Below are 25,663 nucleotides of genomic sequence, written 5' to 3' on the forward strand. Positions count from 1 at the left end.
TATTCCGGGTAGTAATGTTGTTAAATAACGAGGTTTTTTCAGCATGCAGCGTATCGTTCTCTTTTTGGCGACAAACTTAGCTATTTTAGTCGTTTTAGGCGTCGTCATGAATTTGGTCCTGCCGGCCATGGGCATGGATCCTTCTGGTTATACAGGTCTCTTTATCTTCGCCGCCGCGTTCGGTTTTGGTGGTGCCTTTATTTCTCTGGCGTTATCTAAATGGTTGGCGAAACGCAGTGTCGGGGCGCAAACCATTGAAACACCGCGCAATGAAACCGAACGCTGGTTGCTGCAAACCGTGGCACGACAGGCGCAGCAGGCGGGCATTCCGATGCCTGAGGTGGCAGTCTATGATTCGCCGGAGCCCAATGCTTTTGCCACCGGAGCCAGTAAAAAGAGCTCGCTGGTAGCGGTCAGCACCGGCTTGTTACGACAAATGAGCCAGGATGAAGTGGAGGCGGTACTGGCACACGAAATCAGCCATATCGCCAACGGTGACATGGTAACACTGACCTTGATTCAGGGCGTGGTGAACACCTTTGTGATTTTCTTTGCCCGCGTCATCGCATCAATTATCGATAACGCTACGCGCAGTAATTCGCAGAGTGGCCAAGGTCTCGGCGGCCTTGCTTATTTTGCAATTGTCATGGTGTTAGAGGTTGTATTCGGTATTCTGGCAAGTATTATCGTAATGTGGTTCTCACGGCAGCGCGAATATCGCGCGGACGCTGGCTCAGCGCAACTTTGTGGCCGGCATAAAATGATTGCCGCGTTACACCGGCTGCAGAATGCACAGGAATCACAACTCGACGGCAGCATGCATGCCTTTGGTATTCAGAGTAAACGCAGATTCAGTGAACTTTTTATGAGCCATCCGCCGTTGGCAAAACGGATCGCCGCACTGGAACACATGACACGCTAAGCAGTAAGAAAGGATCATCATGACGAATTGGAGTTCGCGGAGTTGGCGCGAAAAAGCGATCCAACAACAACCAAATTACACGGATCTTGAGCAACTAAGAACGGTCGAACATCAACTCAAAACCTATCCACCGTTAGTCTTTGCTGAAGAGATCAGGGCGTTGCGTAAGCAATTAGGGCGTGTCAGTCAAGGGCAGGGCTTCCTTTTGCAAGGCGGTGACTGTGCCGAGTCTTTTGCTGACTTCAATGCGCCAAAGATTCGTGACACCTTTAAAGTCATCCTGCAGATGGCCGTGGTGCTGACCTTTGCCGGCTCGTGTCCGGTAACTAAGGTCGCGCGTATGGCCGGCCAGTATGCCAAGCCCCGGTCGAGTGATCTGGAAAGCATCGATGGTACTGAGTTGCCAAGTTACCGCGGCGACATTATCAATGGTTCTGAATTTATGGCAGCGGCGCGACAACCTGATCCGCAACGCATGGTACAGGCTTATCATCACTCCGCGGCGACCCTGAACTTATTGCGTGCCTTTGCTCAGGGTGGTTTGGCTGATCTGCATAAGGTTCACAAATGGAACATGAGTTTTGTTGCTGCGAATCCGCTGAAGGATCAATACCTGAAAGTGGCGGAGCAGATTCAGTCGGCGTTGAAGTTCATGGAAGTCATGGGCATTACCGCTGAAACGAACGCAACCATTCACGAAACACAGTTGTTCACTTCGCACGAAGCCTTGTTGCTGCCGTATGAAGAAGCTTTAACCCGCACCGACACCCTAACCGGTTTGCCTTACGACTGCTCAGCCCACATGGTGTGGATTGGTGAGCGCACACGGCAGTTGGATCATGCGCACGTGGAGTTCATGCGTGGCATTCATAACCCAATTGGTGTTAAAATAGGTCCGACCACTAAGCCGGATGATGTGATTCAGTTGCTTGATGCACTGAATCCAGACAACGAACCGGGCCGGATGACGCTCATTACGCGCATGGGTGCTGGAAACCTGGCCGATGCATTACCTGCCTTAGTGCGACGCGTAAAAGCTGAAGGCCGCAACGTTGTGTGGTCGAGCGATCCTATGCATGGCAACACCGTCAAAGCTGAAAACGGCTTGAAAACCCGGAACTTTGACGCCATACATCAGGAATTACGCCAGTTCTTTGCGGTTCATCAGGCCGAGGGAACCTACCCAGGTGGGGTCCATCTTGAGATGACCGGCGAAGACGTAACTGAATGCACCGGTGGTGCCTATCAGATTAGTGAACAAGATTTGACGCAACGCTATCGTACCCAGTGCGATCCGCGTTTGAATGCCGACCAGGTGCTGGAACTTGCATTTTTGGTGGCAGATTCTCTCCGTGAGGCACGTCAAGGCCGCGGCTAAACGACATTTTCGAGGTTTAAGCAGTATATGTCACAACAGGTTGAGCAGTTTTTCGATGACCTTTGGAACGATTACATCAAACTCACGCCTTCGGCAGCAAAAGTACATCAGGTACTGGGCCAGGGCCGCGAAATTATCAACGACCATGTTGCGTTTCGTACCTTTAACTTAGCGCCAGTGCGTCTCGAAACTTTAGCGAAGCACTTTGAAGCTATGGGCTATAAAGCCTGTGGTGACTATAAGTTTGAAGCTAAACGTTTGGTGGCAAAGCACTTTGAGCATGATGACCCACAGTTGCCTAAGATCTTTATTAGTGAACTGCTGGTGGAAGAATTTTCACCTGAGTTGCAGGATATTGTGAAGCAGCTGGTCGCTCAAATTGATGCTGACGCAGTTGCAAAACCGGAATTCTTATATTCTGGTAAGCACTGGCAGATCAGCAGCGGCGATTACGAGCGTTTGCTGGAAGAAAGTGAGTATGCCGCGTGGATGGCTGCCTTTGGCTTCCGGGCCAATCACTTCACTGTTAATGTGAATGAGTTACCCGATTTTGAATCCTTAGAGCAGGTCAATCAGACCCTGAAAACTGCAGGCTTTCGTCTGAATAGCTCAGGTGGCGAAATTAAAGGCTCGCCAGATGTTTACCTGGAGCAGTCATCGACCATGGCAGATCAGACTGCAGTGCGCTTCAGCGACATGGAAAAAGTTATCCCAAGCTGTTTCTATGAGTTTGCTAAACGCTACGAAGTAGCGCCCAACAAACTTTACACCGGCTTCGTCGCTGCTTCAGCTGACAAGATCTTTGAGAGCACTGACGCACGCGCTACAGCGGAATAACGCTGACCCGTCAATAGTGATGCCGTTCAAGATTCGTCTCGGCGAGGATCTTGGCGGCAATCTCTTCTACTGAAAAGCGCGTTGAATCCAGAAAAGGGATTGCTTCGCGGCGGTACATTTTTTCTACTTCCTGCAATTCAAACCGGCACTGCTGCATTGATGCGTAGCGTGACCCCTCGCGACGCTTACTGCGGATCTCATGCAGGCGTTGAGCTTCCAGAGTCAAACCAAAGATCTTGTGACGATGCGGACGCAGCGGCTTGGGCAACTGCAGACTTTCCATATTGTCATCTTCAGTTAATGGGTAGTTCGCAGCCTTAATGCCGTAATGAAGAGCCAGATACAGACTGGTAGGGGTTTTTCCGGTGCGCGACACACCCAGCAGAATAATATCCGCTTGATCATAGTCGGAGATGTTGCTGCCGTCGTCATTAGCCAGAGAGTAATTCACTGCTTCGATGCGGCTGTCGTAACTATCGCGCACGCCGTTTTCCTGAATGCCGTGGGTACGGTGGGTTTTGGGGCGCGCTTCCATTTCCAGCTCTGCACTCAATGGCGCCACAAAATAATCCAGGAAGTCATAGTTACTGCCTTTTGAGGAGGTAATGACGCGTTTCAGATCCAGACTGACGAAGGTATGGAAAATAATAGGTCGTTCCCCGGACGCCTCGTAGGCTGCATTTATTTTGCTGACCGCTTGTTCGGCTTTGGTGATCGAATCAACGAACGCCAGCGTTTTATGTTCGACTTTTAGCGGAAACATCGACAACATCGCCCGGCCAAATGCTTCAGCGGTCAATGCGGTGCCGTCGGAGATATAGAAAATAGTTCTCATGAATGGGTTCTCTGACTAGAAATGCTTGATGAATCTTAACCTTTTCGTCGCTAACGTGTAAAATGTTATGCCATCTGACGCCTGAACGGCGAGGCTCTCCAATGACGAGGAATGACACGTGCAACAAAACGTAACCGACTACGTACTTTGGTATGATCAATTAGGGATGAACGATGTAGGCCGCGTAGGTGGTAAAAACGCGTCGCTCGGTGAAATGATCAGTAACCTGGCCGGCGCCGGTGTTGTCGTCCCCAATGGCTATGCGACCACCGCAGAAGCCTTTAATGAATTCCTTGAGCAATCGGGTGTGAACGATCGTATTCACGCTCTGCTTGACGATCTGGATACCAACGACGTAAAAGCGTTGAGTGAGGCGGGCAGCCGCATTCGCCAGTGGGTCATCGACACGCCATTTCAGCCTGAGCTGGATAAAGCGATTCGTGCCGCTTATCAGGAACTGAGCGGTGGCAATGAAGAAGTCAGTTTCGCTGTGCGCAGCTCCGCGACCGCCGAAGATATGCCCGATGCATCCTTTGCCGGTCAGCAGGAAACCTTTTTAAACGTGCGCGGTATCGATCAGATTATGGAAGCGATCAAGCACGTTTTTGCCTCACTGTTTAATGATCGTGCGATTTCCTATCGCGTCCATCAGGGCTATGACCACCGCGGCGTCGCGCTTTCTGCCGGCATCCAGCGCATGGTTCGCAGCGATATTGCGGCCTCAGGTGTGATGTTCACTATCGACACTGAATCAGGTTTTGATGATGTGGTCTTCATCACTTCATCATTCGGACTGGGCGAAATGGTCGTGCAGGGCGCGGTAAACCCAGATGAATTTTATGTTCACAAGCCGACTCTGAAAGCCAAGCGCCCAGCGGTATTGCGCCGTAACCTGGGCAGTAAAAAGATCCAGATGATCTACTCAGAGAGCGATGAGCACGGTAAGCAAACCGACATCGTCGATATTCCGGTCGAGCAGTCCCGGCAGTTTTCCATTAGCGATGAGGAAACTGAAGATTTAGCGCGTCAGGCGGTCATTATTGAAGAGCATTATGGTCGGCCAATGGATATTGAATGGGCCAAAGATGGTATTGACGGCAAGCTTTATATTGTTCAGGCACGCCCGGAAACGGTGCAGTCCAACAAGAACAGCCAAGCGGTAGAACGTTTTAGCCTGGCTCAGAAAAGTGATGTGATTGCTACGGGTCGCGCGATCGGTCAGCGGATTGGTAGCGGTGTTGCGCGGGTGCTGAATTCTATCGCTGAAATGGACCAGGTACAGCCGGGCGACGTGCTGGTCACGGACATGACGGATCCTGACTGGGAGCCGATCATGAAGCGCGCTGCGGCAATCATCACCAATCGTGGTGGCCGCACCTGCCATGCCGCCATTATCGCCCGCGAGCTGGGTATCCCGGCAGTTGTCGGGTGCGGCGATGCCACCGACCTGGTGAAAGACGGACAGGCAGTAACGGTGTCTTGTGCTGAAGGCGATACCGGTTTTATCTATGACGGCAAACTTGATTATGAGGTGAACCGTTCGGACATTGGCGATATGCCAGACTTGCCCCTGAAAATCATGATGAATGTGGGGAATCCGGATCGGGCCTTTGATTTCGCTGGCCTGCCACACGCTGGTGTCGGCTTGGCTCGGCTTGAATTTATTATTAATCGCATGATTGGCGTGCACCCCAAAGCCTTGTTGAATTTCGATCAGCAAACGCCGGAACTGCAAGCTCAGATCAGCGAATTTATGGCCGGCTACTCGTCACCACGCGAATATTACGTTGCGAAACTGGTGGAAGGTATTGCCACCCTCGGCGCAGCGTTCTCACCGGAGCGGGTGATTGTGCGTATGTCAGATTTTAAATCCAACGAATACGCCAACCTGGTAGGTGGCCGTCAATACGAGCCTCATGAAGAAAACCCTATGCTCGGTTTCCGTGGCGCCTCGCGTTACATTTCGGAAGAGTTCCGTGATTGTTTTGCGATGGAGTGTGAAGCGATCAAGCGGGTCCGTAACGATATGGGCTTACGCAATGTCGAAATCATGATTCCTTTCGTCAGAACATTGGCAGAAGGACGCAAGGTCATTGAGCTGCTTGCCGCAGAAGGTCTGGTACAGGGCGAGGATGGATTGCGCGTCATTATGATGTGTGAACTGCCTTCCAATGCGTTGTTAGCAGAACAGTTCCTGGATATTTTCGATGGCTTCTCCATCGGTTCGAATGACCTGACGCAGCTGACGCTGGGCCTTGACCGTGATTCGGGCGTGATTGCACACCTTTTCGATGAGCGCAATGAAGCGGTGAAGGCGATGCTGGCGATGGCGATTCAGGCGGCGAAGAAGAAAGGTAAATACGTTGGTATTTGTGGTCAGGGACCTTCAGATCACGCTGATTTTGCCCAGTGGCTGGTCGAACAGGGCATCGACTCCGTATCACTGAATCCAGATACTGTGGTGGATACCTGGTTGTATCTTGCCAAACAGGCACACTAACATTTAAGGCTACGGCGAGGAGTTTCACTTGGCAAACACAGCAGCACAGGTGCTATCGGTACGCGATGACTATGCAGCACCTGAGCCTGTTTATCGACGTTATCTTGGTGCGTTAGAACAAGCTGGTTTTACAGGTGATATTGATGAAAGTTACGGTGGCCGACTGATTGCGGCCACTGATAACAGTGTTTACCAGCAACTCCCACAAGCCGTACTTTACCCGCGTACGACGGCAGATCTGCAGTTAGCCTTGCGAGTGGGCCAGCAAGATGCCTTTCTGAGCCTGCAATTCAGCCCCCGCGGCGGCGGTACTGGTACCAACGGTCAAAGCCTTAGCCAGGGCGTCATTATCGATCTCAGTCGTTACTTCAAAGGTCTGCTCGACAGCGACCTGAACGAGGGTTGGGTGCGCTGCCAAAGCGGCATGATCAAAGACGAACTTAACGATGCCGTGCGTCACGGAGGCTGGTTTTTTTCCCCTGATTTGTCGACCAGTAACCGCGCGACTCTAGGTGGCATGATAAATACCGATGCCTCGGGGCAGGGCTCTCTGGTTTACGGTAAAACCAGTGATCACATTCTCGGTTTAGAAGCGGTGTTGGTAAACGGCGAAGTCATTGAAACCGGGCCAGTACCGCTTGTTGAAGCTCAGGCTAAAGCGGCTGGCGAGGGCATGGAAGCTGCTCTGTATCGGCAGGCATTGGCCAGCTGCGTTGATAAGCGCAGTGCCGTTGAAGCTAAGTTCCCGGCATTGAATCGCTTCCTTACCGGCTATGACCTGAAGCATTGCTACCATCCGGAAAGTAACACTCTGGACCTGTCGCGGCTGTTGGCCGGATCCGAAGGAACACTGGCGTTTATTACCGAAGCAACGCTTAATTTAACCCGAATTCCCCGCCACAAAGTGCTGGTGAATATCAGCTACCGTAACTTTGATGCTGCGCTGCGCCATGCGCCGGTCATGATCAAGGCGAATGCGACCTCGGTGGAAACCATCGACAGCACTGTGCTTGATCTCGCGCGAAATGACATCATCTGGCATAGCGTGCAGGAACATTTGTCTGAAGGGCAGGTGGATCAGCCCATGGATGGCATCAACATGGTGGAATTTACCGCTGTTGATGAAGCTGAAATTGAAGCGAAACTGCAACATCTTCTGGCATCGCTGGATGCTGAACTGGCTGCAGGCGATCATCGCCATGGCGTGGTAGGTTATAAGGTTTGTCGCGACGCACAGAGTATTCAGATGATTTACGCCATGCGGAAAAAATCCGTTGGCCTCCTGGGTGCAGTAAAAGGCGAGCGAAAACCCATCGCCTTTGCCGAAGACACTGCGGTGCCGCCAGAATCACTGGCGGATTTTATCAGCGAGTTTCGCCAGCTGCTGGATGGCTACCAATTAAGCTATGGCATGTTCGGCCATGTTGATGCGGGTGTACTCCACGTGCGACCAGCGCTTGATATGAAAGACCCTGCTGATGAACGCTTGCTGCGCAAAATTAGCGATCAGGTGGCACAATTAACGGCTAAGTTTGGTGGTCTGATGTGGGGTGAGCATGGTAAAGGCTATCGCTCTGAATATGCGCCGACGTTTTTCGGCCCTGAACTCTATCCGGAAATCCAGAAAATTAAAGCGGCTTTTGATCCCGACAACCGTCTGAACCCGGGTAAGCTAGCGACGCCGTTCGGACACCCAACAGCAGAGCTGGTGTCGGTGGATGCGCGTAAGCGTGGCTATTACGATCGGCAGCTGTCGCAGGCGGTACGTGAGAATTATGCAGCCGCAATGAACTGTAATGGTAATGGTTTGTGCTTTAACTATGCCAAGGACTCACCTATGTGTCCGTCTTACAAGGTCAGCGGTGATCGGCGTTATTCGCCAAAAGGGCGTGCGACCTTAATTCGGGAATGGTTACGACTGAATGCAAATGCAGGCCTTGATGTCAGTCAGCCACCCCAACGCAGCTCATGGCTGTTGCGCGACAGAAAAAACAGCGGCAATCAGCGTGACTTCAATCACCAGGTGAAAGCCTCGATGGATGCCTGTCTGGCATGTAAAGCCTGTGCCAGCCAGTGCCCGGTAAAGGTTGATGTGCCATCTTTCCGGGCTAAATTCTTGCAGTGGTATTACCAACTGTACCGCCGGCCGTTACGTGATCATCTGGTGGCAAGTATCGAAGATACCGCCCCCCTGATGGCGAAACTGCCACGCTTAAGTAATGCACTCACGCACAATGCTGTCAGCCAATGGCTGTTCGATCGCGTGCTTGGTTACGTCGATACCCCGCGTTTGTCTGCACCGAGTTTAAATAAACGCTGGACACAGCAGCATTGGCGTCGTGCGGGTGTCAGCGAACTGCTTGCACAGGAGCCGGGCGCAGCAGCGCGTCAGGTGGTCGTGGTTCAGGATCCTTTCACCAGTTTTTACCAGGCCGATGTCGTCGAAGCTATGGGGCAGGTGATTGCCAGCTTAGGCTACGAACCGGTATTGCTGAACTTTATTGGTAACGGTAAGGGACAACACGTGAAGGGCTTTTTGCGCCAGTTTAAGCGCACCGCAACCCGGGTCACTCAGCAATTAAACCAGCTGGCCGATGCGGGCTTTTCGCTGGTCGGCATGGATGCTTCGACCGTGCTCTGTATGCGTGACGAATACCATGAATATGCAGCAGAAGAGGTTCGTTTTACGGTAGCATTGCCACAGGAATGGTTGGCCGAACAGCAGCAGCGATTGGCGGCAGCGACGACGCAGTCTGCCATAGCAGCGCAACTGTTCGTGCATTGCACCGAGCAAACTGCCTTACCCACCACTGGTAAAATCTGGCAACAGCTGTTTAGCACTGTCGGCGCGCAGGTAGCTGTTGTTGCCACTGGCTGTTGCGGCATGGCAGGTACCTATGGGCACGAAAAAGAGCAACAGGAAAACAGCGAAAAGTTATTTGAAATGAGCTGGAAAGACGCGCTCGCAGTCAGCGAAAAGCCGCTGGTGACGGGGTTTTCATGTCGCTGCCAGAGCCACCGTTTTGCTTCTATGGAAACAAAAAAGCTGCAACAGGTTGAGCACCCGGTGCAGCTTTTGGCAAAACTACTGCGTTGAAGCTTATTGCTTAGCAGCTTTTGCTTTAGCGATAACTTCACGCGCCAGTTCATCAGCGATCTCGCCTGTTGGGCGTTGCTCCGCTGTAGAACGGGTAAAGATGGTGTCCAGTGTGCCGTAAATATCACGAACGCGTTTGTCTGTTTCTTCGCGGCTCATGTTCGCGGCTTCACTGCAGACGTGGATCACGCCGCCGGCGTTGATAACATAGTCAGGCGCATAAAGAATGCCTTTTTCCATCACTTTCTTATCGTGTGCTGGCGTCGCCAGCTGATTATTGGCGCTACCGGCAATAATCTTCGCTTTTAGTTGCGGCAGGGTGTCATCGTTGATGGTCGCACCTAATGCACAGGGGGCGTAGACATCAACATCCAGACCGTAAATGTCATCCAGTCCTACTACTGTCGCACCTAATTCCTGAGCTGCGCGCTGACAGGCTTCTTCATTGATGTCGGTGACAAAAAGTTTAGCGCCTTCTTTTGCACAGTAGGCAGCAAAGTCATAGCCCACGGCACCAAGGCCCTGGATGGCGATGGTCACACCGGCGAGATCTTCAGAACCAAGCTTATGCTTTGCCGCCGCTTTCAGACCAAGATAAGTCCCTAACGCTGTATGTGGTGAAGGATCACCGGCTTTGGCTTCAGTACCGGCAACATAGTCGGTTTCTTCGGCCACGATGGCGATATCACTGGTACGAATATTGACGTCTTCGGCAGTAATATAACGGCCGCTCAGTGAGTTGATGAAACGACCGTAGGCACGAAACAGTTCCGCCGACTTAATGGTTTTTGCATCACCGATGATGACGGCTTTACCACCACCAAGCGGTAAGCCAGCAAGTGCGCTCTTATAGGTCATACCGCGCGACAGGCGCAATACGTCCGTAAGGGCCTCAGCTGACGAAGCGTAGTTCCACAGACGGGTACCGCCTAACGATGGACCTAAAGTGGTATCGTGGATGGCAATAATCGCCTTTAATCCAGTTTCCTTGTCATGACAGAACACGACTTGCTCGTGCTGGTCGAACTCTTGATGCTCAAATAGAGACATGACTGATATTTCCTCGTTCATCCCAAAATTGCGCGCACATTAGCATTTTCATTTTGCCCGCGCTAGTGAATGCGAAAAATAAAACGTTTACGTTAACGTAAACTTTAGCAAGCAAAGTTTACACGATTTCCTGCTTTGCCCTAAAGGCCTTTCACGGTAGTATGTAGCTATGCTTCAAAGCAGTTTCAGACGAACTAAAATCGAGAAGGATGTAAACAGATTATGGCAACCGAACAGCCTCAAATGACCCAGGAAGAGATGTCCGCATGGGTCCGTGAACACTTTCAGGCGGCGAACAAGTACCTGGCTGAAAACGGCATCATCAGCGATCGGGTCTTAACCAAAGACTCGCGCTATTTAGCGCCTTATGTCGCAATTTGGAAGTTTAGCACACAGGACAAAAAAGAATTGTGGTTGGTCAACGGTGATGTGCCGACGGACGTCGCCGGCAATAAAGCCGCAGACAATGCGCGCGACGCCTTACGCTACTTTTCGTTCCAGTGGCAAATGAAAGCGCAAGGAATCTTAGGTGATCCTAAGAGCAGCGCTGATCCTGAACAACAGCGCTATGCCCAATATTTGATTGATCGTGCCGAAGCACTGTATGACGTGGTCGGTACTGAAGAGTTATGGCAGGCGCCAGCAGAGCAGGGCAACAGTTAATCTGTTGCCTCGTCTTCAAGTTCCTGAATTAAATGGAATACGCCCTGATTCAGCAGTTCAGCTAAACAGTTGAGCGCTGCTGAGTCGGCGAGTATCGCGTCGCACTCTGCTAATGCCACTTCCTGGTCCAGCTCCAGTAACGCTGTAAAGCCTGCGCTTAAGCTGTCGGGCTCGGCAACGCAATCGCCATTGGCATACAACTTACCGTCACAGCCCAGTAATAGCCGCGCGCCGGGCGTGCGGCAAACCAACATGTCAGTGCTGGCATAGCTGGCTAATTCAACCAGGGTAATTTCACGCTCAGGCTGTGGCAGTGGTCGTTTCGACTGCGACATCACTTGCTGGATTGCATGTACCCCAGAGGCTGATTTCAGCTGTTCGAGCAAGAGTTGCTGGACGTTTTCAATCTCCCGCTCAGCAATTTCATACGGGGCTTTGTTTTGGTCCAGTTTCGGATCCTGGTAACGGGGGAATTTTTCCTCACTTGCCAGCAATTGATCAGCGAGTTGGGCCAGCCACTCAGCGGTATTCGGGGCACGAAAACCAATCGAATAGTTCAGGCTGGGCTCCAGCGCCACGCCATGGTGCGGGCAGCCAGCTGGAATATAAAGCACATCACCAGGTTGCAGCACAGCATCGATGCAGGCGGTAAAATCAGTATTGCGAATTTGCTTTAAGTCGGGATGCGGGCAAAACTCTTCCGCACCGGCATCGCGCTCACCCACGCGCCAGTGACGCTGACCTGCACCCTGAATAATAAAGACATCGTACTGATCGAGGTGGGCGCCGACGCTACCATGCTCAGTGGCAAAGCTCACCATGACATCATCAAGCCGCCAATCGGGCAGGAAGCGGAATGGCAAGAGCAAGTTCTGCACATCCGGAAACCACTCGTTGACCGCTTGCACCAGCAGCGTCCAACCTTCTTCGCCAAACCGTTCATAGTCTGTAAAAGGGCCGTGTTCAACATCCCAGGTAGCGTCCTGCTGGGCGATTACTCTGGCATCAACGCCTTCTTCCATCGCTAAGCCGGCGAGCAACTCTGGTGCAATAGGATCATCAAAGTCTGCCAGCGCGGCGCGCATCAATAGTGGCCGTTGCTGCCAGTAATCACGCAAAAAGGCGTCGCGATCGATCCGCAGTTCAAAGGACATCAGTGCAACTCATCAACGAATTGTACGGCACGGCCGATATACGAAGCAGGGGTCAGCAATTTAAGCTCTGCTTTGACGGTTTCTGGCAGTTCAAGAGAATCAATAAAATCAGCCATGGCCGCTTGGTTGACGCGTTTGCCGCGGGTCAGTTCTTTCAGTTTTTCATAAGGCTTTTCGATGCCATAGCGACGCATGACGGTTTGAATAGGCTCAGCTAACAGCTCCCAGTTCTGATCCAGTTCGCGTAGCAGGTTATCGGCGTTGACCTCTAGTTTGCTTACACCTTTGAGAGTCGCCTGATAGGCAATTAGAGCATAGGCAAAGCCGACGCCAAGGTTACGCAATACGGTGGAGTCGGTCAGGTCACGCTGCCAGCGACTGATCGGCAGTTTACTTGCCAGATGTTGCATCATGGCGTTGGCGATGCCCAGATTGCCTTCTGAGTTTTCAAAATCAATTGGATTCACTTTGTGCGGCATGGTCGAGGAGCCCACTTCGCCTGCAACCGTGCGTTGTTTGAAATGGTTGAGCGCAATATAACCCCATACGTCGCGGTTGAAATCAATCACGATGGTGTTGAAACGGGCGACCGCATCAAACAGCTCGGCGATGTAATCATGGGGTTCAATCTGCGTGGTGTAGGCATTCCAGGTCAGCCCAAGACCCGTCACAAACTGCTCGGAAACCTTGTGCCAGTCGACATTCGGATATGCCACCTGGTGGGCATTGTAGTTACCTACGGCACCGTTAATTTTACCCATTAGAGGCACGGCGTTAAGTTGCTCAAGCTGGCGTTGCAAGCGCACATAGACGTTTGCCATCTCTTTACCCATAGTGCTCGGCGTGGCCGGTTGTCCATGGGTGCGAGCCATCATAGGAACAGCTTTGTGTTCAATGGCAAGTTGCTTGATCGCAGCGGTAAGTTGCTCCATGGAAGGCAGCATCACTTCAGTCAGGGCTTCGCGCAGCATTAACGCATGCGACAAGTTGTTGATGTCTTCAGAGGTACAGGCAAAGTGAATGAATTCACTGACGGCATGCAGTTCGGCCTGTTCAGCAACGCGCTCTTTGAGGAAGTATTCGACTGCTTTTACGTCATGATTGGTGGTCGCTTCGATGGCTTTGACGCGCTCAGCGTCAGTCTCACTGAAATTCTCGATCAGGCTGTCGAGAAATGCATTCGCGTCATCTGAAAATGCTGGAACCTCACTGATTTCCGCTGTTGCCGCAAGCTGCTGCAACCACCTGACTTCAACGATAACGCGATTGCGGATCAGACCGTATTCACTGAACATGGGGCGCAGGGCTTCAGCTTTAGAGCCGTAACGGCCATCGACAGGTGAAAGTGCGGTAAGAGCGGATAATGTGGTCATTCTGAGGACTCCGATTGTGAACTTAATACACGTAAAAGGTCATGAGCGGTGGCGATCATGCGCTGCCGCGAAAAAATAAAGTGGCGACGCTTACCGCCGACCTGGCGCCACAGCACAGCGCTGCGAATAGCAGCCAGGAGTAGGGCGCGGATCTGATTCTGAACCGGCTGTTGCTGCAAATAATCGGGTTTTCCGTGTATCTGCAGAGGCCTGCCTAGCGGTGAAATACAGTCGCTGTAGACACTTGCCATGCCAGTGTAAATGGTTTCTTTGTCGAACTGGAACTGAGTGTGCTGGCGGTGTAGCTGTTCAATGCGCTCACCGAGTTTAGCAAAGGCTGCCGGCTGACGTTGAATTCGTCGGGCTAACGCCAGTACACCGACCATATAGCGGGTGGTTTCGATGTCTTTGTTGCGCGTAGCGCCGAGCTGATCCAACAGGACCCGCAAACCGACCCGAAGGTTTTTAACATCACCGTAGATGGCGGCGAAGGCGTCAGGGTTTTGTACCAGCACACTGTCCAGCAGCGCATTGCGCTGAAAACTTGGATCGAGCTTGCCCTGACGCGCCAGGTTTTTCACTGCGGCCGCCGACTGCGCAATCGCCGCCAGCGCTATGACTCGTTGTTGCCACTCATTCACAGTAAGACCTCATGATCAGCCAGACGCTGCTCGATGATGCCGCCGCCCAGACAGACTTCGTTCAGATAAAACACTGCGGATTGGCCCGGCGTGACTGCGGCAACCGGAGCAGTGAACGCAACGGCTACCGTACCATCGGCTTGCGGAGTGACTGTGCAGGGAATATCCTGCTGCCGGTAGCGTGTCTTCAGGGTACATTGCAACGGCTGTTGCGGGCCCTCGCGGTCGACCCAGTGCAATTGTCCCGCAATCAGCCCTTTGGAATAGAGCCGCGGGTGGTTTTTTCCCTGTGCGACAATCAGAACGTTGCGTTCAACGTCTTTATCGACCACATACCAGGGCTCGTCGCCAGCATTGGCCAGGCCACCAATATGCAATCCTTTACGCTGACCCAAGGTGTGGTACATCAAGCCCTCGTGTTCACCTAAGACATCGCCGTCCACGCTCTCAATGGTTCCGGGGCGAGCCGGCAGATAGGTTTGTAGGAAATCCTTGAATTTGCGCTCGCCAATAAAGCAAATACCGGTCGAATCTTTCTTATCGGCGGTTACCAGGTCTTGTTCTTCGGCAATCCGGCGCACTTCCGGTTTTTCAAGTTCGCCTACCGGGAATAAGGTCTGGGCTACATGCTCGTGCGACAGGGTATAAAGGAAGTAACTTTGATCTTTGTTGTCATCCAGGCCTCGCAACAGCTGGAATTTGCCATCCTGCTCACGCCGGCGCACGTAATGTCCGGTGGCGATATAGTCAGCCTCGAGTGCCGCTGCGGCAAATTCAAGAAAAGCTTTGAACTTGATTTCTTTGTTGCACATGATGTCCGGATTCGGCGTACGACCCGCGCGATATTCGTCAAGAAAGTATTCGAACACATTGTCCCAATATTCAGCAGCAAAGTTCACTGTGTGCAGAGGGATACCGAGTTTAGCGCAAACCGCCTCGGCATCAGCAAGATCCGTCGCCGCTGCACAGTATTCGTCGGTATCGTCTTCTTCCCAGTTCTTCATGAACAAACCTTCCACCTTATAGCCCTGCTCGAGCAATAAGTAGGCAGATACGGACGAGTCAACGCCGCCGGACATGCCGACGATAACTTTTGTGTTTGCGTTCGCGTTTTCAGTAGTGGACATGACAACCTTCGTGATGACTTTTAAGCGCGCGAATTCTACCACACAGGAGGGACTTCACGCCACTGACCTGGCTGCATTCCTGCCAGACGCCAGGGCCCAATTGCCGCCCGGATAAGACGCAAGGTCGGAAAGCCAACCGCAGCGGTCATGCGGCGAACCTGGCGGTTTTTACCTTCACGAATCACCAGGCAGATCCAGGTGTCTGGCACTGATTTGCGTTCTCTGACCGGTGGCTCCCGCTGCCAGAGGTTATCCGGTTCAGGCATGACAAAGGCTTCGGCTGGCAGGGTTTTACCATCATTGAGTTCAACCCCGTCCCGTAATTGCTGCAGCGCTGCTTCATCTGGACTGCCTTCAACCTGAACCCAGTAGGTTTTCGGCAGTTTGTGTTTCGGGTGACTTATTTTATGCTGCAGACTGCCGTCGTTAGTTAACAGCAATAAACCCTCGCTGTCTTTATCAAGGCGACCCGCCGGGTAGATATCGTTGAAGGGAATGTAAGGCTTTAAGGTCAAATCCCCCGTTTCACCTGAGAACTGGGTGAGCACGCCGTAAGGCTTGTTGAACAACACCAGTTTCGGGTTGGCAGGACGAGGCTGGGACTGCCGGCGTTTTTGATAAGGTCGTTTCACATCTGGCTCCTGTTGATCTTGACGAGTACCGTCCGGCATAGGATTAATGTTAGAATCATCTTTGCTTTGAACGTCAGCCATTAAAAAACAATAGTATAAAGGAAAAGCTAGCGATGCAGGACTCAAACCCGAAAGATTCACAAACTCTGGCAACGACTAAGGATAACTTTGCTGCTGCATTACGTGGCGAAGTCCCGCTACAGGTTGGTGATGTCATTCAACGCAGCTGGGACATCACGCTGAGAGCGCTACCAATAATGTTACTGGGTCTGGTCATTTTAATGCTGGTAAACCTTGTGCTTTCGACGGTTTCCGCGCAGCTTTTCCCGGTTGATGAAGAGAATGTTAACTTCTTCAATATGTTCGGACAATCGGTCTTGAGTGGTCTGCTCATCGCACCATTTACTGCGATTCTGGTGTTAATGGGGCTGCGTAATGCGCGCGATGAAAAGCCTACGCTCGGTTTGATCAGTGAAGCCCTGCGATTCGCGCCGCAAATGATTGCGGTTGCAGCGATTTTAATGGCAGCGATGGCCGTTCCCGGCATTATTCTCTATTTCATTTTTGGTGCTACCGGGACCTTTTTCGCGTTATTCATTCTAATAGCGATCTATTTACAGCTAAGCTTTACCTTAGTGACGCCACTTATTCTAGATCGTCATTTGACGGTGTCGCGGGCGATTTTCGCTTCTGTACTGATTTTAAATAAAAAGATGGCACCACTGGTTGCGATCTATGCGATCTTTACAATCATTGTGATTATCAGTGCCTTGCCGCTGTTTTTAGGTTTAATCTTCACCATCCCCATGAGTTTTAACGTGATCGGTGTCATCTATAATCGTCTCATTGGCGTACCAGAAAGAACTACACCAACGGACCCTGAGGCTATTGAGGAGAATTGATGTTACGTAAGCTGACTATCATGCTAGGTATTATTGCTGCGGTGGCAGCGGCCATCGCCCCAAATGTGTTGCATTTGGCTCATCCTTACCGTTTATACGATGGGGTTGTCCCGGCGCATACTATTGCCGTGGCTGCGCCGACGGTAACAGAATTGCCGGATTTTTCCCGTTATCAGCAAACCGACGAGAAGAAACAGGCATTCTTCTCTTTCCTGGGGCCCTTAGTCGCGGCTGAGAACGCTGTGATTGAAGAACAGCGGGCCGGCTTGCATGCGCTGTATACCAAATGGCAACTCAATCCTGACTCCCTGTCGAATGAGCAAGTCAGCTGGCTTGAATATCTCGCGAAACGTTATCGCGTCGAGTTTAGTTTTACTTCTGAGACCGAAGCAGAGCAGGGTTTTGCTCTGTTAAAACGCCGCGTGGATGTGATCCCGGAGACGTTAGTATTGGTGCAGGCCGCCAATGAGTCTGCGTGGGGCACGTCGCGCTTTGCTCAGCAGGCGCTCAATTTATTCGGTCAGTGGTGTTTTCGCGAAGGTTGTGGCCTGGTACCGGGTGCTCGCGGGGCTGAAGCGACCCACGAGGTGCAGAAATTCGATTCGGTAAATGCTTCCGTGCGTAGCTACTTGCGTAACCTGAATACCCATCCTGCTTACTATGAAATGCGGCAACTGCGCGCCGAGCAGCGTGAGCAAAATCAGACCATCAGGGCGTTGGATTTAACTCCTGGATTGCTGAGTTACTCGGAACGAGGTGAGGCCTACGTGGAAGAACTGAATGCGATGATTCGCGTCAATCGTCCCATCATCATGGATGCGATGGACGATGACAAACCCGTTGCAGAGCCAGGCTTTACGCCTAGCTCAGATTCCGCACCTGAATAACTCCTGAGCGATCGGCGCCTGCCGCGTCGGTCGCATCATCTTCGCTGTCATCCTGATAGTTCGCAAATGCGGTCGGCACACTATGATCAAAAGCAGTATCGCCAAGCTCATTGCTCTGTCCATCGGCCGCAATGCTTTTAAAACCAAACAGTTCCGCATCTGCCAGATGCGAAGGCACAACATTCTGCATTGCTGTAAACATGCTCTCCAGTCGCCCTGGATAATTCCTGTCCCAACCGCGCAGTAGATCTTTAATCACCTGACGCTGCAGATTCTCTTGTGAACCACACAAATTACAGGGAATGATCGGAAATTTGGCCAGCGCAGAGTATTTTTCGATATCTTTTTCGCGCACGTAAGCTAAGGGACGAATAACAACATGCTCGCCGTTATCGCTTACCAGTTTTGGCGGCATTGACTTTATTTTGCCACCGTAGAACATATTCAGCATCAGCGTTTCGAGCATATCGTCGCGGTGATGGCCCAAAGCGATTTTTGTCGCGCCAAGCTCTTTTGCTACCCGATAGAGAATACCGCGCCGCAAGCGCGAGCAAAGCGAACAGGTGGTTTTACCCGCGGGAATTTTTTCTTTTACGATGCTATAGGTGTCTTCCTCAATGATCCTGAAATCCACACCTTCCTGGCGCAGGTATTCAGGCAGTACATGCTCTGGGAAACCTGGTTGTTTTTGGTCGAGATTCACAGCAATAAGGGAAAACTTAATCGGGGCAATCTTCTGCAAAAAGCGAAGAATAGCCAGTAGGGTATAACTGTCTTTGCCGCCGGATAGGCACACCATGACCTTATCGCCATCTTCTATCATATTGAAATCTTCGATAGCACGACCGACGTGACGACGTAAGCGCTTTTCTAACTTGTTGAAATCATAGCGTTGTTTCTTTTCCTGCTCGTCAGTCAAAGGGCTGTTTGGCGCTGGGGTATGGGTCACTAAACTCATGAAACTCACTTGTTCGAAATTAAGGTTGCCTGAAAACGGCCGGATTATACCTTAACTGGTGACTCAAATCCCGCTGGTTTTACCGCCAGCAAGTCACAATTGATTTGTTCGATCACGTGCTCCGCGGTATTACCCAATAAAGCCGCACTAAGACCTGTCCGGCCGATGGTACCCAGCACCACAAGCTCGGCATCGAGTTCTTCAGCGAGCTCAGGGATCACTTGCTCTGGTAAACCTTCACGAACATGCTGCCGGCTCTCGGGAATGGAGAAGCGTTGCGCATGTTTCGCCAGTGCCTGTTGATGGTTTTCGGCAATAACTTCACGGTAGTTGCCGGTATCAAACTCCGGTATTTCAGCAGCAATGGTAACTGGCGCGCCAGGATAGGCATTGACTAAGTGAACTTCGCTATGCAAGCAATTGGCGAAGCGCTGCGCTGATTCGGTAATGCGATAGTTCAGGCTGTCATGATGATCATTGTCACCAGTGGTATGAATTGCGGCCAGGACCTTGCCGTTTTCGGGCCATTCATGTTCTTTTACCAGTAGCACGTGGCAGGGCGCTTTGCGCAGCAGGTGCCAGTCCGTTGGTGTGAATATTAAGTGGGCAAGACCTTCATGAGCGTGGGTGGCCTTGACGATAATATCGTGTTCGCCAGTGATGGCGGTCTCGATGATGGCTTCGTAGGGACGGTTGTGCCAGAGCACCTTTATGGATATATCCAATTCCCGCGTGTTGTAATCTTCGAGCAGGTCTTCGATCCACACCTTGCGATCGTTAATCAGACTGTCGCGCATACTGTTACGTTCATCAGCTGCGAGCATAGTGGTCATTTCATAGGAAAAGTCATAGATCGAGAGCATTAAAGTGACCGACGCCTGGCTGATACGAGCGAGGTGCAGGGCACGGTTCAACGCTTTTTGTTGCTGTTTATCGGAATCCAGAACGACCAGGATATTATTAACGCAAGACATGGGCTACCTCGTTGAAACATCTTTCTTATTATTTGAGTCTAGCTCTAAATTGAGAGGCTTGCGAATTATCCCATGAGCAAAGTTTGACGCAACGCAATGACAGCGACCCAACAGCCATAAAGGATCATGACTACGCCCATAGCCTGGCGAAATCCTTTGGCTTTTAAAACACTTTGAATGGCTCCGCTAAACCAGCCAAAGGCGAGCATCGCCGGCAGGGTACCGAGGCCAAAGACGAGCATATAAAGCGCACCGGAGCTGGCAGAACCACTGAGTGCTGCCCAGCTGAGCGCACTGTAGACCAGGCCGCAGGGAAGCCAGCCCCAGAGCATGCCAGCACTGAAGCGGCTCACTAATGCCCCCTTGCCGCGATGGTACTGGGTGAGCTGTGCGGCTTTGGGCGCAATTTTGCGCCATAACGGACGACCCAGAGCTTCAAGTTTACGCAGGCCCAACCACCAGCCGCCAAAATAGCAACCCAGCGCAATCAGAAAGAAAGCGGCAAGGAACCTTAGACCAATGAGCATGGGTGAGAAGCTGCTAATCAAAAGCTGACTGAATAAGCCCACCAAAGCGCCGGCAATGGCATAAGAGGTCAGCCGGCCAAAGTTATAACTGAGTAAATCGCGAAGGGGAGGCTTGGCACCCAAGGCGCCGGCTAAGCCACCACACATCATCAGACAGTGGCCGGCACCGGCGAGTCCCATCAGAAAAGCGGCGAAAACATCAAGATTCATCGCGCTTTTGCTTTTCTTCAGGCGTGGTCTTCGACTGTTTAGGATCGTCGTCATCAAGCAATACGTTCATTCCCTGGCGTTCCAGATCCTCAAACTGATCACTACGCACCGCCCAGAAGAATATGGCGACGGCGATGATCACGAATAAAACAGCAATAGGTATCAGAATATAAAGACTTTCCAAAGCTACCTCGAATCTGTTGCTGAAGAGTCACTGCGGTAAAGTCTAAGGGAGTTCGCTAAAACTAACAATGAACTTAACGACATTCCGATTGCGGCAATGTAAGGCGTAACCAGACCCAGCACGGCAATCGGAATGATGCCAATATTGTACAACAGCGCCCAGCTGATATTTTGTTTGAGAATACGGCGGCTTTTGCGCGTGCTGGCGATAAAGGTCGTTATTGCCGCGAAGTCATTGCGCATGGCGACGCTATCGGCGGCTTGCCGAGCGAGATCCGCAGCCTGGCCGAAGGTCATGGAAACATCGGCCTGGGCAAGTACCGGCCCGTCATTGATGCCATCACCTACCATAAATACGGGACCATGTTGTTGCTGCGCCTTTACAAAAGCCAGCTTGTCTTCTGGTAGACACTGCGCCTTAAAGTTGCTGATCTGCAGTTGTTGCGCAACGCGTTCAGCGTTGGCCTGACTGTCACCGGTCAGCATAATAATCTCATAATTCCAGGTGCGTAGCGTCGCGAGCGTGGCGGGAACATCGTCACGCAAAGTATCGGTCACCTGGAAGCAGGCCAGCACTTCGTCAGCAGTGGCCAGAATCACGTTAGCAGGAGCCAGAGTAACAGCTTCTGGATGCCACTCTGCGATGTAGCGAGGATGGCCGATACGTACGGGCTGTTGGCTGGTGCCTGCAGTCCAGATCGCTTCAATACCGGCTCCCATTTTGACCTGAACGTTATCAAGCAACACTCGCTCGGGCGCCTTCTCATTAGCGCTTGACAGGCTTTTGAAGGGCTCCGCTAACGGGTGTTCGGAATGTTTCTCGAGCGCGCTGGCAAGGGCATTAATGCCAGCTTTTGAATAACCTTCACTTAAATAGGTCTGGCTGGCAAAGCTAAATTTACCGCTAGTCAGGGTGCCGGTTTTATCAACGATTAACGTACGGCAATCACGGAGCGCTTCAATCGCATCGGTATTGCGCAGCAGGATGCCCTGCTTATTGAGCTGGTGTATCACACCTGTAACGGCCGTCGGCGCCGCCAGAGCGAGGGCGCAGGGACAGGTTGCGACCAGCACAGCCAAGGTCACCCAAAACGCTTCTTCTGGGTCGATAAAACTCCACACCAGGAAAGTAGCAGCGGCAAGAAAGAGCAACTGTTTTACGAACTGGCTGGCCAGCCGCTCGGCCTGAACCGCCAGTTTAGGCTTGTTAGCCAGCGCCTGATCCTGCATCGCTGCAATCTTTGCCATCACCGTGTTTTGCTGAGTTGCTTGCACTGCAATGCGAATGGGCTGAGTTTGATTTAGGGTGCCGGCATACACAGTTTCATTTTGCTGTCGGCTGACCGGTACGCTTTCGCCAGTTAGCATACTCTCATTGATTTCCGCTTGCTCGGAGACGAGCTCGCCATCAGCTGGCAGGGTCTGACCAGGTAACACCCGGACAATATCTCCAGGCTGTAACTTATGGACTGCAACGGCTTCAAGCTCGCCGTTCGGGCCTTCACGTTGTGCCGTTGCCGGTAACAGTTTTACCAGGTTAGCGGCGGTGGCGACCGCACGTTGTCTGGCGAGTAACTCAAGGTAGCGGCCGACCAGCAGCAAGAAGGTAAACATGCTGACGGATTCAAAATAGACTTCGCCGTGATTGGTAAAGGTCGCATAAGCACTGGCCCCATAAGCGCTGAGCAGAGCCAGGCTCACCGGCACATCCATATTCAGCTGCCGTGCCTGCAGACTTCGTAATGCCGACATGTAAAAGGGTTGGGCACTATAGAGCAGCACCGGGGTCGCAAAGAGGAGACTGATCCACCAGAAGAATTGGCGCATGCTTTGATCGAGTTCGTCGACCATACCGAAATAGAGGGCGATGGCAATCATCATCACCTGCATGGTGGCCAGTCCGGCAATACCGATACGCCGGATGAAGTAGCGCCGGCGCCGTTTAAAATCTTGCTCCTGAGTCGCGGCCTGAAAGGGTAAAGCACGGTACCCCAGACCAGCGATGTGTTGCAGCAGGCTACTGAGTTTGATCTGTTCTGGTAACCAACTGATCAGCACCCGTTCAGTGGTAGCATTGACCTGCGCTTTTTGCACACCTGGCTGGCGTTGCAACTGTTGTTCAATCAACCAGGCACAGGCAGCGCAGGTCATGCCTTCAACCGACAACGTAGTGGATTTAAGGCCGCTGTCACTGGTTTGTGTGAACTGGTCCTGCAATTCGTCCTGATCGTAGGCTTCGAGTTGCTGCAGCTCTTCCGGTAGTAACGGGATCTGCAGGGGGTTGCTGGTATCCCGAAACTGGTAGAAGTGCAGCAGGTTCTGATCGTTGATAGTTTGTGCCACCGCCTGACAGCCGTAACAGCACACCGCGCGGGACTGACCGGCAACAATCACATCGTAACCACCATCGTCAGGGAGGGGCTGCAGACAGTGAAAGCAATGCCCGTCGGGAGCAGGCGGCAGCTCTGTGGCCATGGTTAAACGCCGTACGTCAGGGGTTCAAGGGTAATTTCACGAGGGCTTGGCAAAAACACCTGTTGACTCAGACGCCAGCTACCATCAAAAGGCGTAACCGTAACCGTCCATTTGCCTCTTTCAGTGGCAACATCCGCAGGTAACTGGCCACGAAAACGACCTTCAGCATCTGCGGTCAGTCTAAGGCTGAAGTCTTTGTCGGCCAGGGTGGTGTGATAAAAGTTTATCCGCAAAGCGGTAAGCTCGTCAGGCTGGCCGGATGCATAGCTCAAGACCAGATTCGTACCTTCATGACTGAAGCTGAAGGTAATGCCGCGCGCCTGCGCTTCCTGGACCTTGCCCACCTGGGTATTAATACCACGGCCCTGTTTATAATAATCGTCAATGACCATTGGATTATCGTAACGCGAAGCCACGGTGAGTGTAATGGCCATGGCGATCACCACAGAAAACGGGATCGACATCAACACCCAGGGCCACACTTGTTTGTACCACGGTTTCACCATTTCCAATGTCCTCAAAATAAATACTGCTATAAAAAACCCCGCTAGTGCGGGGTTTTCAGTTTAGTCGTTTGAAAGCCCGTACACGTAGGCACTGATGACGTGTATTTTATCCTCACCGAGGATATCCTTCCACGCCGGCATTACGCCATTACGGCCATTCATCAGAGTTTCTTCGATGGCTTGTTGAGAACCACCATACAACCAGATGTTATCTGTCAGGTTAGGGGCGCCCAGTTGTTGGTTACCCTTACCATCCTGACCATGACACGCAGAACAGACCGCAAAGTTCTGTTTACCTGCCGCAGCCAGCTCAGGATCGACTTTACGACCGCTCAAGCTCAGGACATAGGTCGCCAGTTCAGTAATCTGCTGTTCATTGAACTGCGAACTGAAAGCAGGCATTTGACCCACGCGACCTTGTAGCAAGCTGGTTTTGATGTCTTCTGGTGAGCCACCATAGAGCCAGGCATCATCGGTCAGATTTGGGAAGCCTTTGCCGCCCATTGCATTAGAGCCGTGACACTGAGCACAGTTTTGCAGGAACAAACGCTGGCCAATTTCAGTCGCTTCAGGATCTTTTGCAAGTTCCTTGATGGGTTGTTGCGCATAGGCTTCAAAGATTGGGCCGAAGCGCTCTTCCGCAGCCTGCATCTCGCGATCATATTGCACAATCAAACCAGCTTCACGATGAGCTTCAGTGGCCTCACGGGATTCCTCAAGGGACTGCACGTTCTGGTTTGAGCTCTTCCAGCCTAATAAGCCCTGGAAGTTACCCAGTCCGGGGTACAGCGCCAGGTAAATCAGGCCCCATACAATCGTGACCCAGAACAGAATCATCCACCAACGCGGCAGCGGGTTGTTAATTTCAACGATACCGTCGAACTCATGATCCATGAGTTCGCCTTCTTTAATCCCGGTGAAGTTGGTCATGGTCCAGCGTAACAGCCAGATAATACCGACCAAGAACCCCAGGGTTAAAACAATAATCCATGCACTCCAGAAGCTACTCATTATCCTTAGACTCCTGTTTAGTATTGTCTTGTTTTGTCTCTTTCAGCTCATCTTCTTCGAAGATTGACTTGGCGGCCTCATCAAACTTCTTTTTGCGACCTTTGCTGTAAGCCCAGAACACAACGCCAATGAACAATACGAAAACTAAAACTGTGTAAAAACTACGCCAGGTGATGTAATCCATATTAGTTGGCCTGTTGTTGCAAAGCCGTACCTAGCGATTGTAGGTAGGCGATTAACGCTTCCATTTCGGTTTTTCCTGCGACAGCGGCTTTAGCACCGGCAATCTCTTCATCAGTGTAAGGCACACCATAGAATTGAAAAACTTCCATTTTCTTCGCTGTTAATTCACCGTCCAGTTTATTTTCCGCTAACCATGGGAACCCTGGCATGTTCGACTCTGGAACCACATCACGTGGATTCATCATATGAACATAGTGCCATTCGTCACTATAACGGCCACCAACCCGAGCGAGATCAGGTCCGGTACGTTTTGAGCCCCAAAGGAAAGGGCGCTCCCAAACGTGCTCACCCGCCAATGAATAATGTCCGTAGCGCTCAGTTTCGGCGCGGAAAGGACGAATCATCTGGCTGTGGCAGTTATTACAGCCTTCACGGATATAAATATCCCGACCTTCAAGCTCAAGCGGAGTATAAGGTTCCAGGCCAACTACTGGCTCGTTCGTCTGGTTTTGGAAAAGCAAGGGAGTAATTTCCACCAGACCACCGATTGAAATCGCGATGATGGCAAAAATAGCTAGCCAACCGACGCGCTTTTCAACGAAATCATGCGTAATCTTCTTACTCATTGCCAGGACTCC

24 protein-coding genes are annotated in these 25,663 nt (G+C 51.7%); 8 read left to right on the forward strand and 16 right to left on the reverse strand.

The features are described from left to right. Window positions 1–43 precede the first annotated feature (43 nt). Genes htpX through J6J28_RS05200 form a run of 3 tightly spaced genes read left to right on the forward strand, consistent with a single transcriptional unit; the run spans window position 44 to window position 3,137 of the window. Entirely contained in the window at window positions 44–922 is an 879-nt protein-coding gene (htpX, locus tag J6J28_RS05190; RefSeq protein ID WP_301720260.1) for a protease HtpX, read from the forward strand. A gap of 19 nt (window positions 923–941) precedes the next feature. Further along, on the forward strand, window positions 942–2,300 hold the full coding sequence (locus tag J6J28_RS05195; RefSeq protein WP_301720261.1) for a class II 3-deoxy-7-phosphoheptulonate synthase: 1,359 nt from the start codon (window positions 942–944) through the stop codon (window positions 2,298–2,300). Window positions 2,301–2,327: 27 nt separating this feature from the next. Further along, window positions 2,328–3,137, forward strand: a complete 810-nt coding sequence (locus J6J28_RS05200; RefSeq protein WP_301720262.1) for a DUF1338 domain-containing protein — start codon at window positions 2,328–2,330, stop codon at window positions 3,135–3,137. Between the two features lie 10 nt (window positions 3,138–3,147). Here the strand turns inward: J6J28_RS05200 and ppsR are convergent, their stop codons facing one another. Beyond that, the gene (gene ppsR / locus J6J28_RS05205; protein WP_301720263.1) at window positions 3,148–3,972 is read right to left on the reverse strand and encodes a posphoenolpyruvate synthetase regulatory kinase/phosphorylase PpsR; all 825 of its coding nucleotides are present in this window, start codon (window positions 3,970–3,972) and stop codon (window positions 3,148–3,150) included. 118 nt (window positions 3,973–4,090) lie between these two features. Here ppsR and ppsA point away from each other — a divergent pair, with 118 nt between their 5' ends. Both ppsA and ydiJ read left to right on the forward strand, forming a co-directional pair. After that, window positions 4,091–6,472, forward strand: coding sequence for a phosphoenolpyruvate synthase (ppsA, locus tag J6J28_RS05210; protein WP_301720264.1), 2,382 nt, complete (start codon window positions 4,091–4,093; stop codon window positions 6,470–6,472). Window positions 6,473–6,521: 49 nt separating this feature from the next. Then, window positions 6,522–9,569, forward strand: a complete 3,048-nt coding sequence (ydiJ, locus tag J6J28_RS05215; RefSeq protein WP_418055173.1) for a D-2-hydroxyglutarate dehydrogenase YdiJ — start codon at window positions 6,522–6,524, stop codon at window positions 9,567–9,569. 3 nt (window positions 9,570–9,572) lie between these two features. On the opposite strand, the gene J6J28_RS05220 is transcribed toward ydiJ, so the two are convergent. Continuing rightward, window positions 9,573–10,619, reverse strand: a complete 1,047-nt coding sequence (locus J6J28_RS05220) for a Glu/Leu/Phe/Val dehydrogenase dimerization domain-containing protein (RefSeq protein ID WP_301720266.1) — start codon at window positions 10,617–10,619, stop codon at window positions 9,573–9,575. 222 nt (window positions 10,620–10,841) lie between these two features. Between J6J28_RS05220 and J6J28_RS05225 the strand changes: the two genes are divergently transcribed. Then, complete coding sequence (locus J6J28_RS05225) at window positions 10,842–11,282, forward strand: DUF4826 family protein (protein ID WP_301720267.1); 441 nt, start codon at window positions 10,842–10,844, stop codon at window positions 11,280–11,282. Here J6J28_RS05225 and J6J28_RS05230 read toward each other — a convergent pair. The 5 genes from J6J28_RS05230 to J6J28_RS05250 are packed head-to-tail and all read right to left on the reverse strand — an operon-like array spanning window position 11,279 to window position 16,209. Next, window positions 11,279–12,436 (reverse strand): cupin domain-containing protein, encoded by a 1,158-nt coding sequence (locus J6J28_RS05230; RefSeq protein WP_301720268.1) that lies wholly within the window; start codon window positions 12,434–12,436, stop codon window positions 11,279–11,281. The two genes, J6J28_RS05225 and J6J28_RS05230, sit on opposite strands and share 4 nt — an antisense overlap. After that, window positions 12,436–13,809, reverse strand: a complete 1,374-nt coding sequence (gene purB, locus J6J28_RS05235; protein WP_301720269.1) for an adenylosuccinate lyase — start codon at window positions 13,807–13,809, stop codon at window positions 12,436–12,438. Before purB ends, J6J28_RS05230 begins: the two co-directional genes overlap by 1 nt. Further along, window positions 13,806–14,450 (reverse strand): high frequency lysogenization protein HflD, encoded by a 645-nt coding sequence (hflD, locus tag J6J28_RS05240; protein WP_301720270.1) that lies wholly within the window; start codon window positions 14,448–14,450, stop codon window positions 13,806–13,808. Before hflD ends, purB begins: the two co-directional genes overlap by 4 nt. Further along, a complete protein-coding gene (gene mnmA / locus J6J28_RS05245; RefSeq protein ID WP_301720804.1) occupies window positions 14,447–15,592 on the reverse strand; it encodes a tRNA 2-thiouridine(34) synthase MnmA in 1,146 nt (381 codons plus the stop codon). Before mnmA ends, hflD begins: the two co-directional genes overlap by 4 nt. A 20-nt stretch (window positions 15,593–15,612) precedes the next feature. After that, complete coding sequence (locus tag J6J28_RS05250; protein WP_301720271.1) at window positions 15,613–16,209, reverse strand: pseudouridine synthase; 597 nt, start codon at window positions 16,207–16,209, stop codon at window positions 15,613–15,615. Window positions 16,210–16,322: 113 nt separating this feature from the next. On the opposite strand from J6J28_RS05250, the gene J6J28_RS05255 reads away from it, so the two are divergent. Next, entirely contained in the window at window positions 16,323–17,111 is a 789-nt protein-coding gene (locus tag J6J28_RS05255; protein ID WP_301720272.1) for a DUF2189 domain-containing protein, read from the forward strand. After that, entirely contained in the window at window positions 17,111–17,998 is an 888-nt protein-coding gene (locus tag J6J28_RS05260) for a glucosaminidase domain-containing protein (protein WP_301720273.1), read from the forward strand. The genes J6J28_RS05255 and J6J28_RS05260 overlap by 1 nt, the downstream gene beginning before the upstream one ends. Here the strand turns inward: J6J28_RS05260 and ttcA are convergent. The 9 genes from ttcA to ccoO all read right to left on the reverse strand — a co-directional run bounded on the left by ttcA (window position 17,973) and on the right by ccoO (window position 25,651). Then, on the reverse strand, window positions 17,973–18,956 hold the full coding sequence (gene ttcA, locus J6J28_RS05265) for a tRNA 2-thiocytidine(32) synthetase TtcA (protein WP_301720274.1): 984 nt from the start codon (window positions 18,954–18,956) through the stop codon (window positions 17,973–17,975). The two genes, J6J28_RS05260 and ttcA, sit on opposite strands and share 26 nt — an antisense overlap. A gap of 44 nt (window positions 18,957–19,000) precedes the next feature. Beyond that, a complete protein-coding gene (gene uspE / locus J6J28_RS05270; protein ID WP_301720275.1) occupies window positions 19,001–19,930 on the reverse strand; it encodes a universal stress protein UspE in 930 nt (309 codons plus the stop codon). 65 nt (window positions 19,931–19,995) lie between these two features. After that, entirely contained in the window at window positions 19,996–20,667 is a 672-nt protein-coding gene (locus J6J28_RS05275; RefSeq protein ID WP_301720277.1) for a sulfite exporter TauE/SafE family protein, read from the reverse strand. Continuing rightward, window positions 20,657–20,851, reverse strand: a complete 195-nt coding sequence (gene ccoS / locus J6J28_RS05280; RefSeq protein ID WP_301720278.1) for a cbb3-type cytochrome oxidase assembly protein CcoS — start codon at window positions 20,849–20,851, stop codon at window positions 20,657–20,659. The genes J6J28_RS05275 and ccoS overlap by 11 nt, the downstream gene beginning before the upstream one ends. A 2-nt stretch (window positions 20,852–20,853) precedes the next feature. Next, window positions 20,854–23,325: a heavy metal translocating P-type ATPase gene (locus J6J28_RS05285; protein WP_301720279.1), complete on the reverse strand. Its 2,472-nt coding sequence runs from the start codon at window positions 23,323–23,325 to the stop codon at window positions 20,854–20,856. 2 nt (window positions 23,326–23,327) lie between these two features. Then, window positions 23,328–23,831, reverse strand: a complete 504-nt coding sequence (locus J6J28_RS05290; RefSeq protein ID WP_301720281.1) for a FixH family protein — start codon at window positions 23,829–23,831, stop codon at window positions 23,328–23,330. A gap of 60 nt (window positions 23,832–23,891) precedes the next feature. Beyond that, window positions 23,892–24,842 (reverse strand): cytochrome-c oxidase, cbb3-type subunit III, encoded by a 951-nt coding sequence (gene ccoP, locus J6J28_RS05295; RefSeq protein ID WP_301720282.1) that lies wholly within the window; start codon window positions 24,840–24,842, stop codon window positions 23,892–23,894. Then, entirely contained in the window at window positions 24,835–25,026 is a 192-nt protein-coding gene (locus tag J6J28_RS05300) for a cbb3-type cytochrome oxidase subunit 3 (protein ID WP_301720283.1), read from the reverse strand. Before J6J28_RS05300 ends, ccoP begins: the two co-directional genes overlap by 8 nt. A gap of 1 nt (window position 25,027) precedes the next feature. Further along, window positions 25,028–25,651 (reverse strand): cytochrome-c oxidase, cbb3-type subunit II, encoded by a 624-nt coding sequence (gene ccoO / locus J6J28_RS05305; protein ID WP_301720284.1) that lies wholly within the window; start codon window positions 25,649–25,651, stop codon window positions 25,028–25,030. Window positions 25,652–25,663: the final 12 nt, after the last annotated feature.

It is taken from the genome of Pseudidiomarina terrestris (assembly GCF_030466375.1).
In the GTDB taxonomy this organism is placed as follows: Bacteria; Pseudomonadota; Gammaproteobacteria; order Enterobacterales; family Alteromonadaceae; genus Pseudidiomarina; species Pseudidiomarina terrestris.

Bases quoted from the DNA above. Each gene is read 5' to 3' on its own strand.
- htpX (WP_301720260.1), top strand. From the start codon at position 44: ATGCAGCGTATCGTTCTCTTTTTGGCGACAAACTTAGCTATTTTAGTC.
- J6J28_RS05195 (WP_301720261.1), top strand. From the start codon at position 942: ATGACGAATTGGAGTTCGCGGAGTTGGCGCGAAAAAGCGATCCAACAA.
- J6J28_RS05200 (WP_301720262.1), top strand. From the start codon at position 2,328: ATGTCACAACAGGTTGAGCAGTTTTTCGATGACCTTTGGAACGATTAC.
- ppsR (WP_301720263.1), bottom strand. From the start codon at position 3,972: ATGAGAACTATTTTCTATATCTCCGACGGCACCGCATTGACCGCTGAA.
- J6J28_RS05220 (WP_301720266.1), bottom strand. From the start codon at position 10,619: ATGTCTCTATTTGAGCATCAAGAGTTCGACCAGCACGAGCAAGTCGTG.
- J6J28_RS05225 (WP_301720267.1), top strand. From the start codon at position 10,842: ATGGCAACCGAACAGCCTCAAATGACCCAGGAAGAGATGTCCGCATGG.
- J6J28_RS05230 (WP_301720268.1), bottom strand. From the start codon at position 12,436: ATGTCCTTTGAACTGCGGATCGATCGCGACGCCTTTTTGCGTGATTAC.
- purB (WP_301720269.1), bottom strand. From the start codon at position 13,809: ATGACCACATTATCCGCTCTTACCGCACTTTCACCTGTCGATGGCCGT.
- J6J28_RS05255 (WP_301720272.1), top strand. From the start codon at position 16,323: ATGCAGGACTCAAACCCGAAAGATTCACAAACTCTGGCAACGACTAAG.
- J6J28_RS05260 (WP_301720273.1), top strand. From the start codon at position 17,111: ATGTTACGTAAGCTGACTATCATGCTAGGTATTATTGCTGCGGTGGCA.
- ttcA (WP_301720274.1), bottom strand. From the start codon at position 18,956: ATGAGTTTAGTGACCCATACCCCAGCGCCAAACAGCCCTTTGACTGAC.
- uspE (WP_301720275.1), bottom strand. From the start codon at position 19,930: ATGTCTTGCGTTAATAATATCCTGGTCGTTCTGGATTCCGATAAACAG.
- J6J28_RS05275 (WP_301720277.1), bottom strand. From the start codon at position 20,667: ATGAATCTTGATGTTTTCGCCGCTTTTCTGATGGGACTCGCCGGTGCC.
- J6J28_RS05285 (WP_301720279.1), bottom strand. From the start codon at position 23,325: ATGGCCACAGAGCTGCCGCCTGCTCCCGACGGGCATTGCTTTCACTGT.
- J6J28_RS05290 (WP_301720281.1), bottom strand. From the start codon at position 23,831: ATGGTGAAACCGTGGTACAAACAAGTGTGGCCCTGGGTGTTGATGTCG.
- ccoP (WP_301720282.1), bottom strand. From the start codon at position 24,842: ATGAGTAGCTTCTGGAGTGCATGGATTATTGTTTTAACCCTGGGGTTC.
- J6J28_RS05300 (WP_301720283.1), bottom strand. From the start codon at position 25,026: ATGGATTACATCACCTGGCGTAGTTTTTACACAGTTTTAGTTTTCGTA.
- ccoO (WP_301720284.1), bottom strand. From the start codon at position 25,651: ATGAGTAAGAAGATTACGCATGATTTCGTTGAAAAGCGCGTCGGTTGG.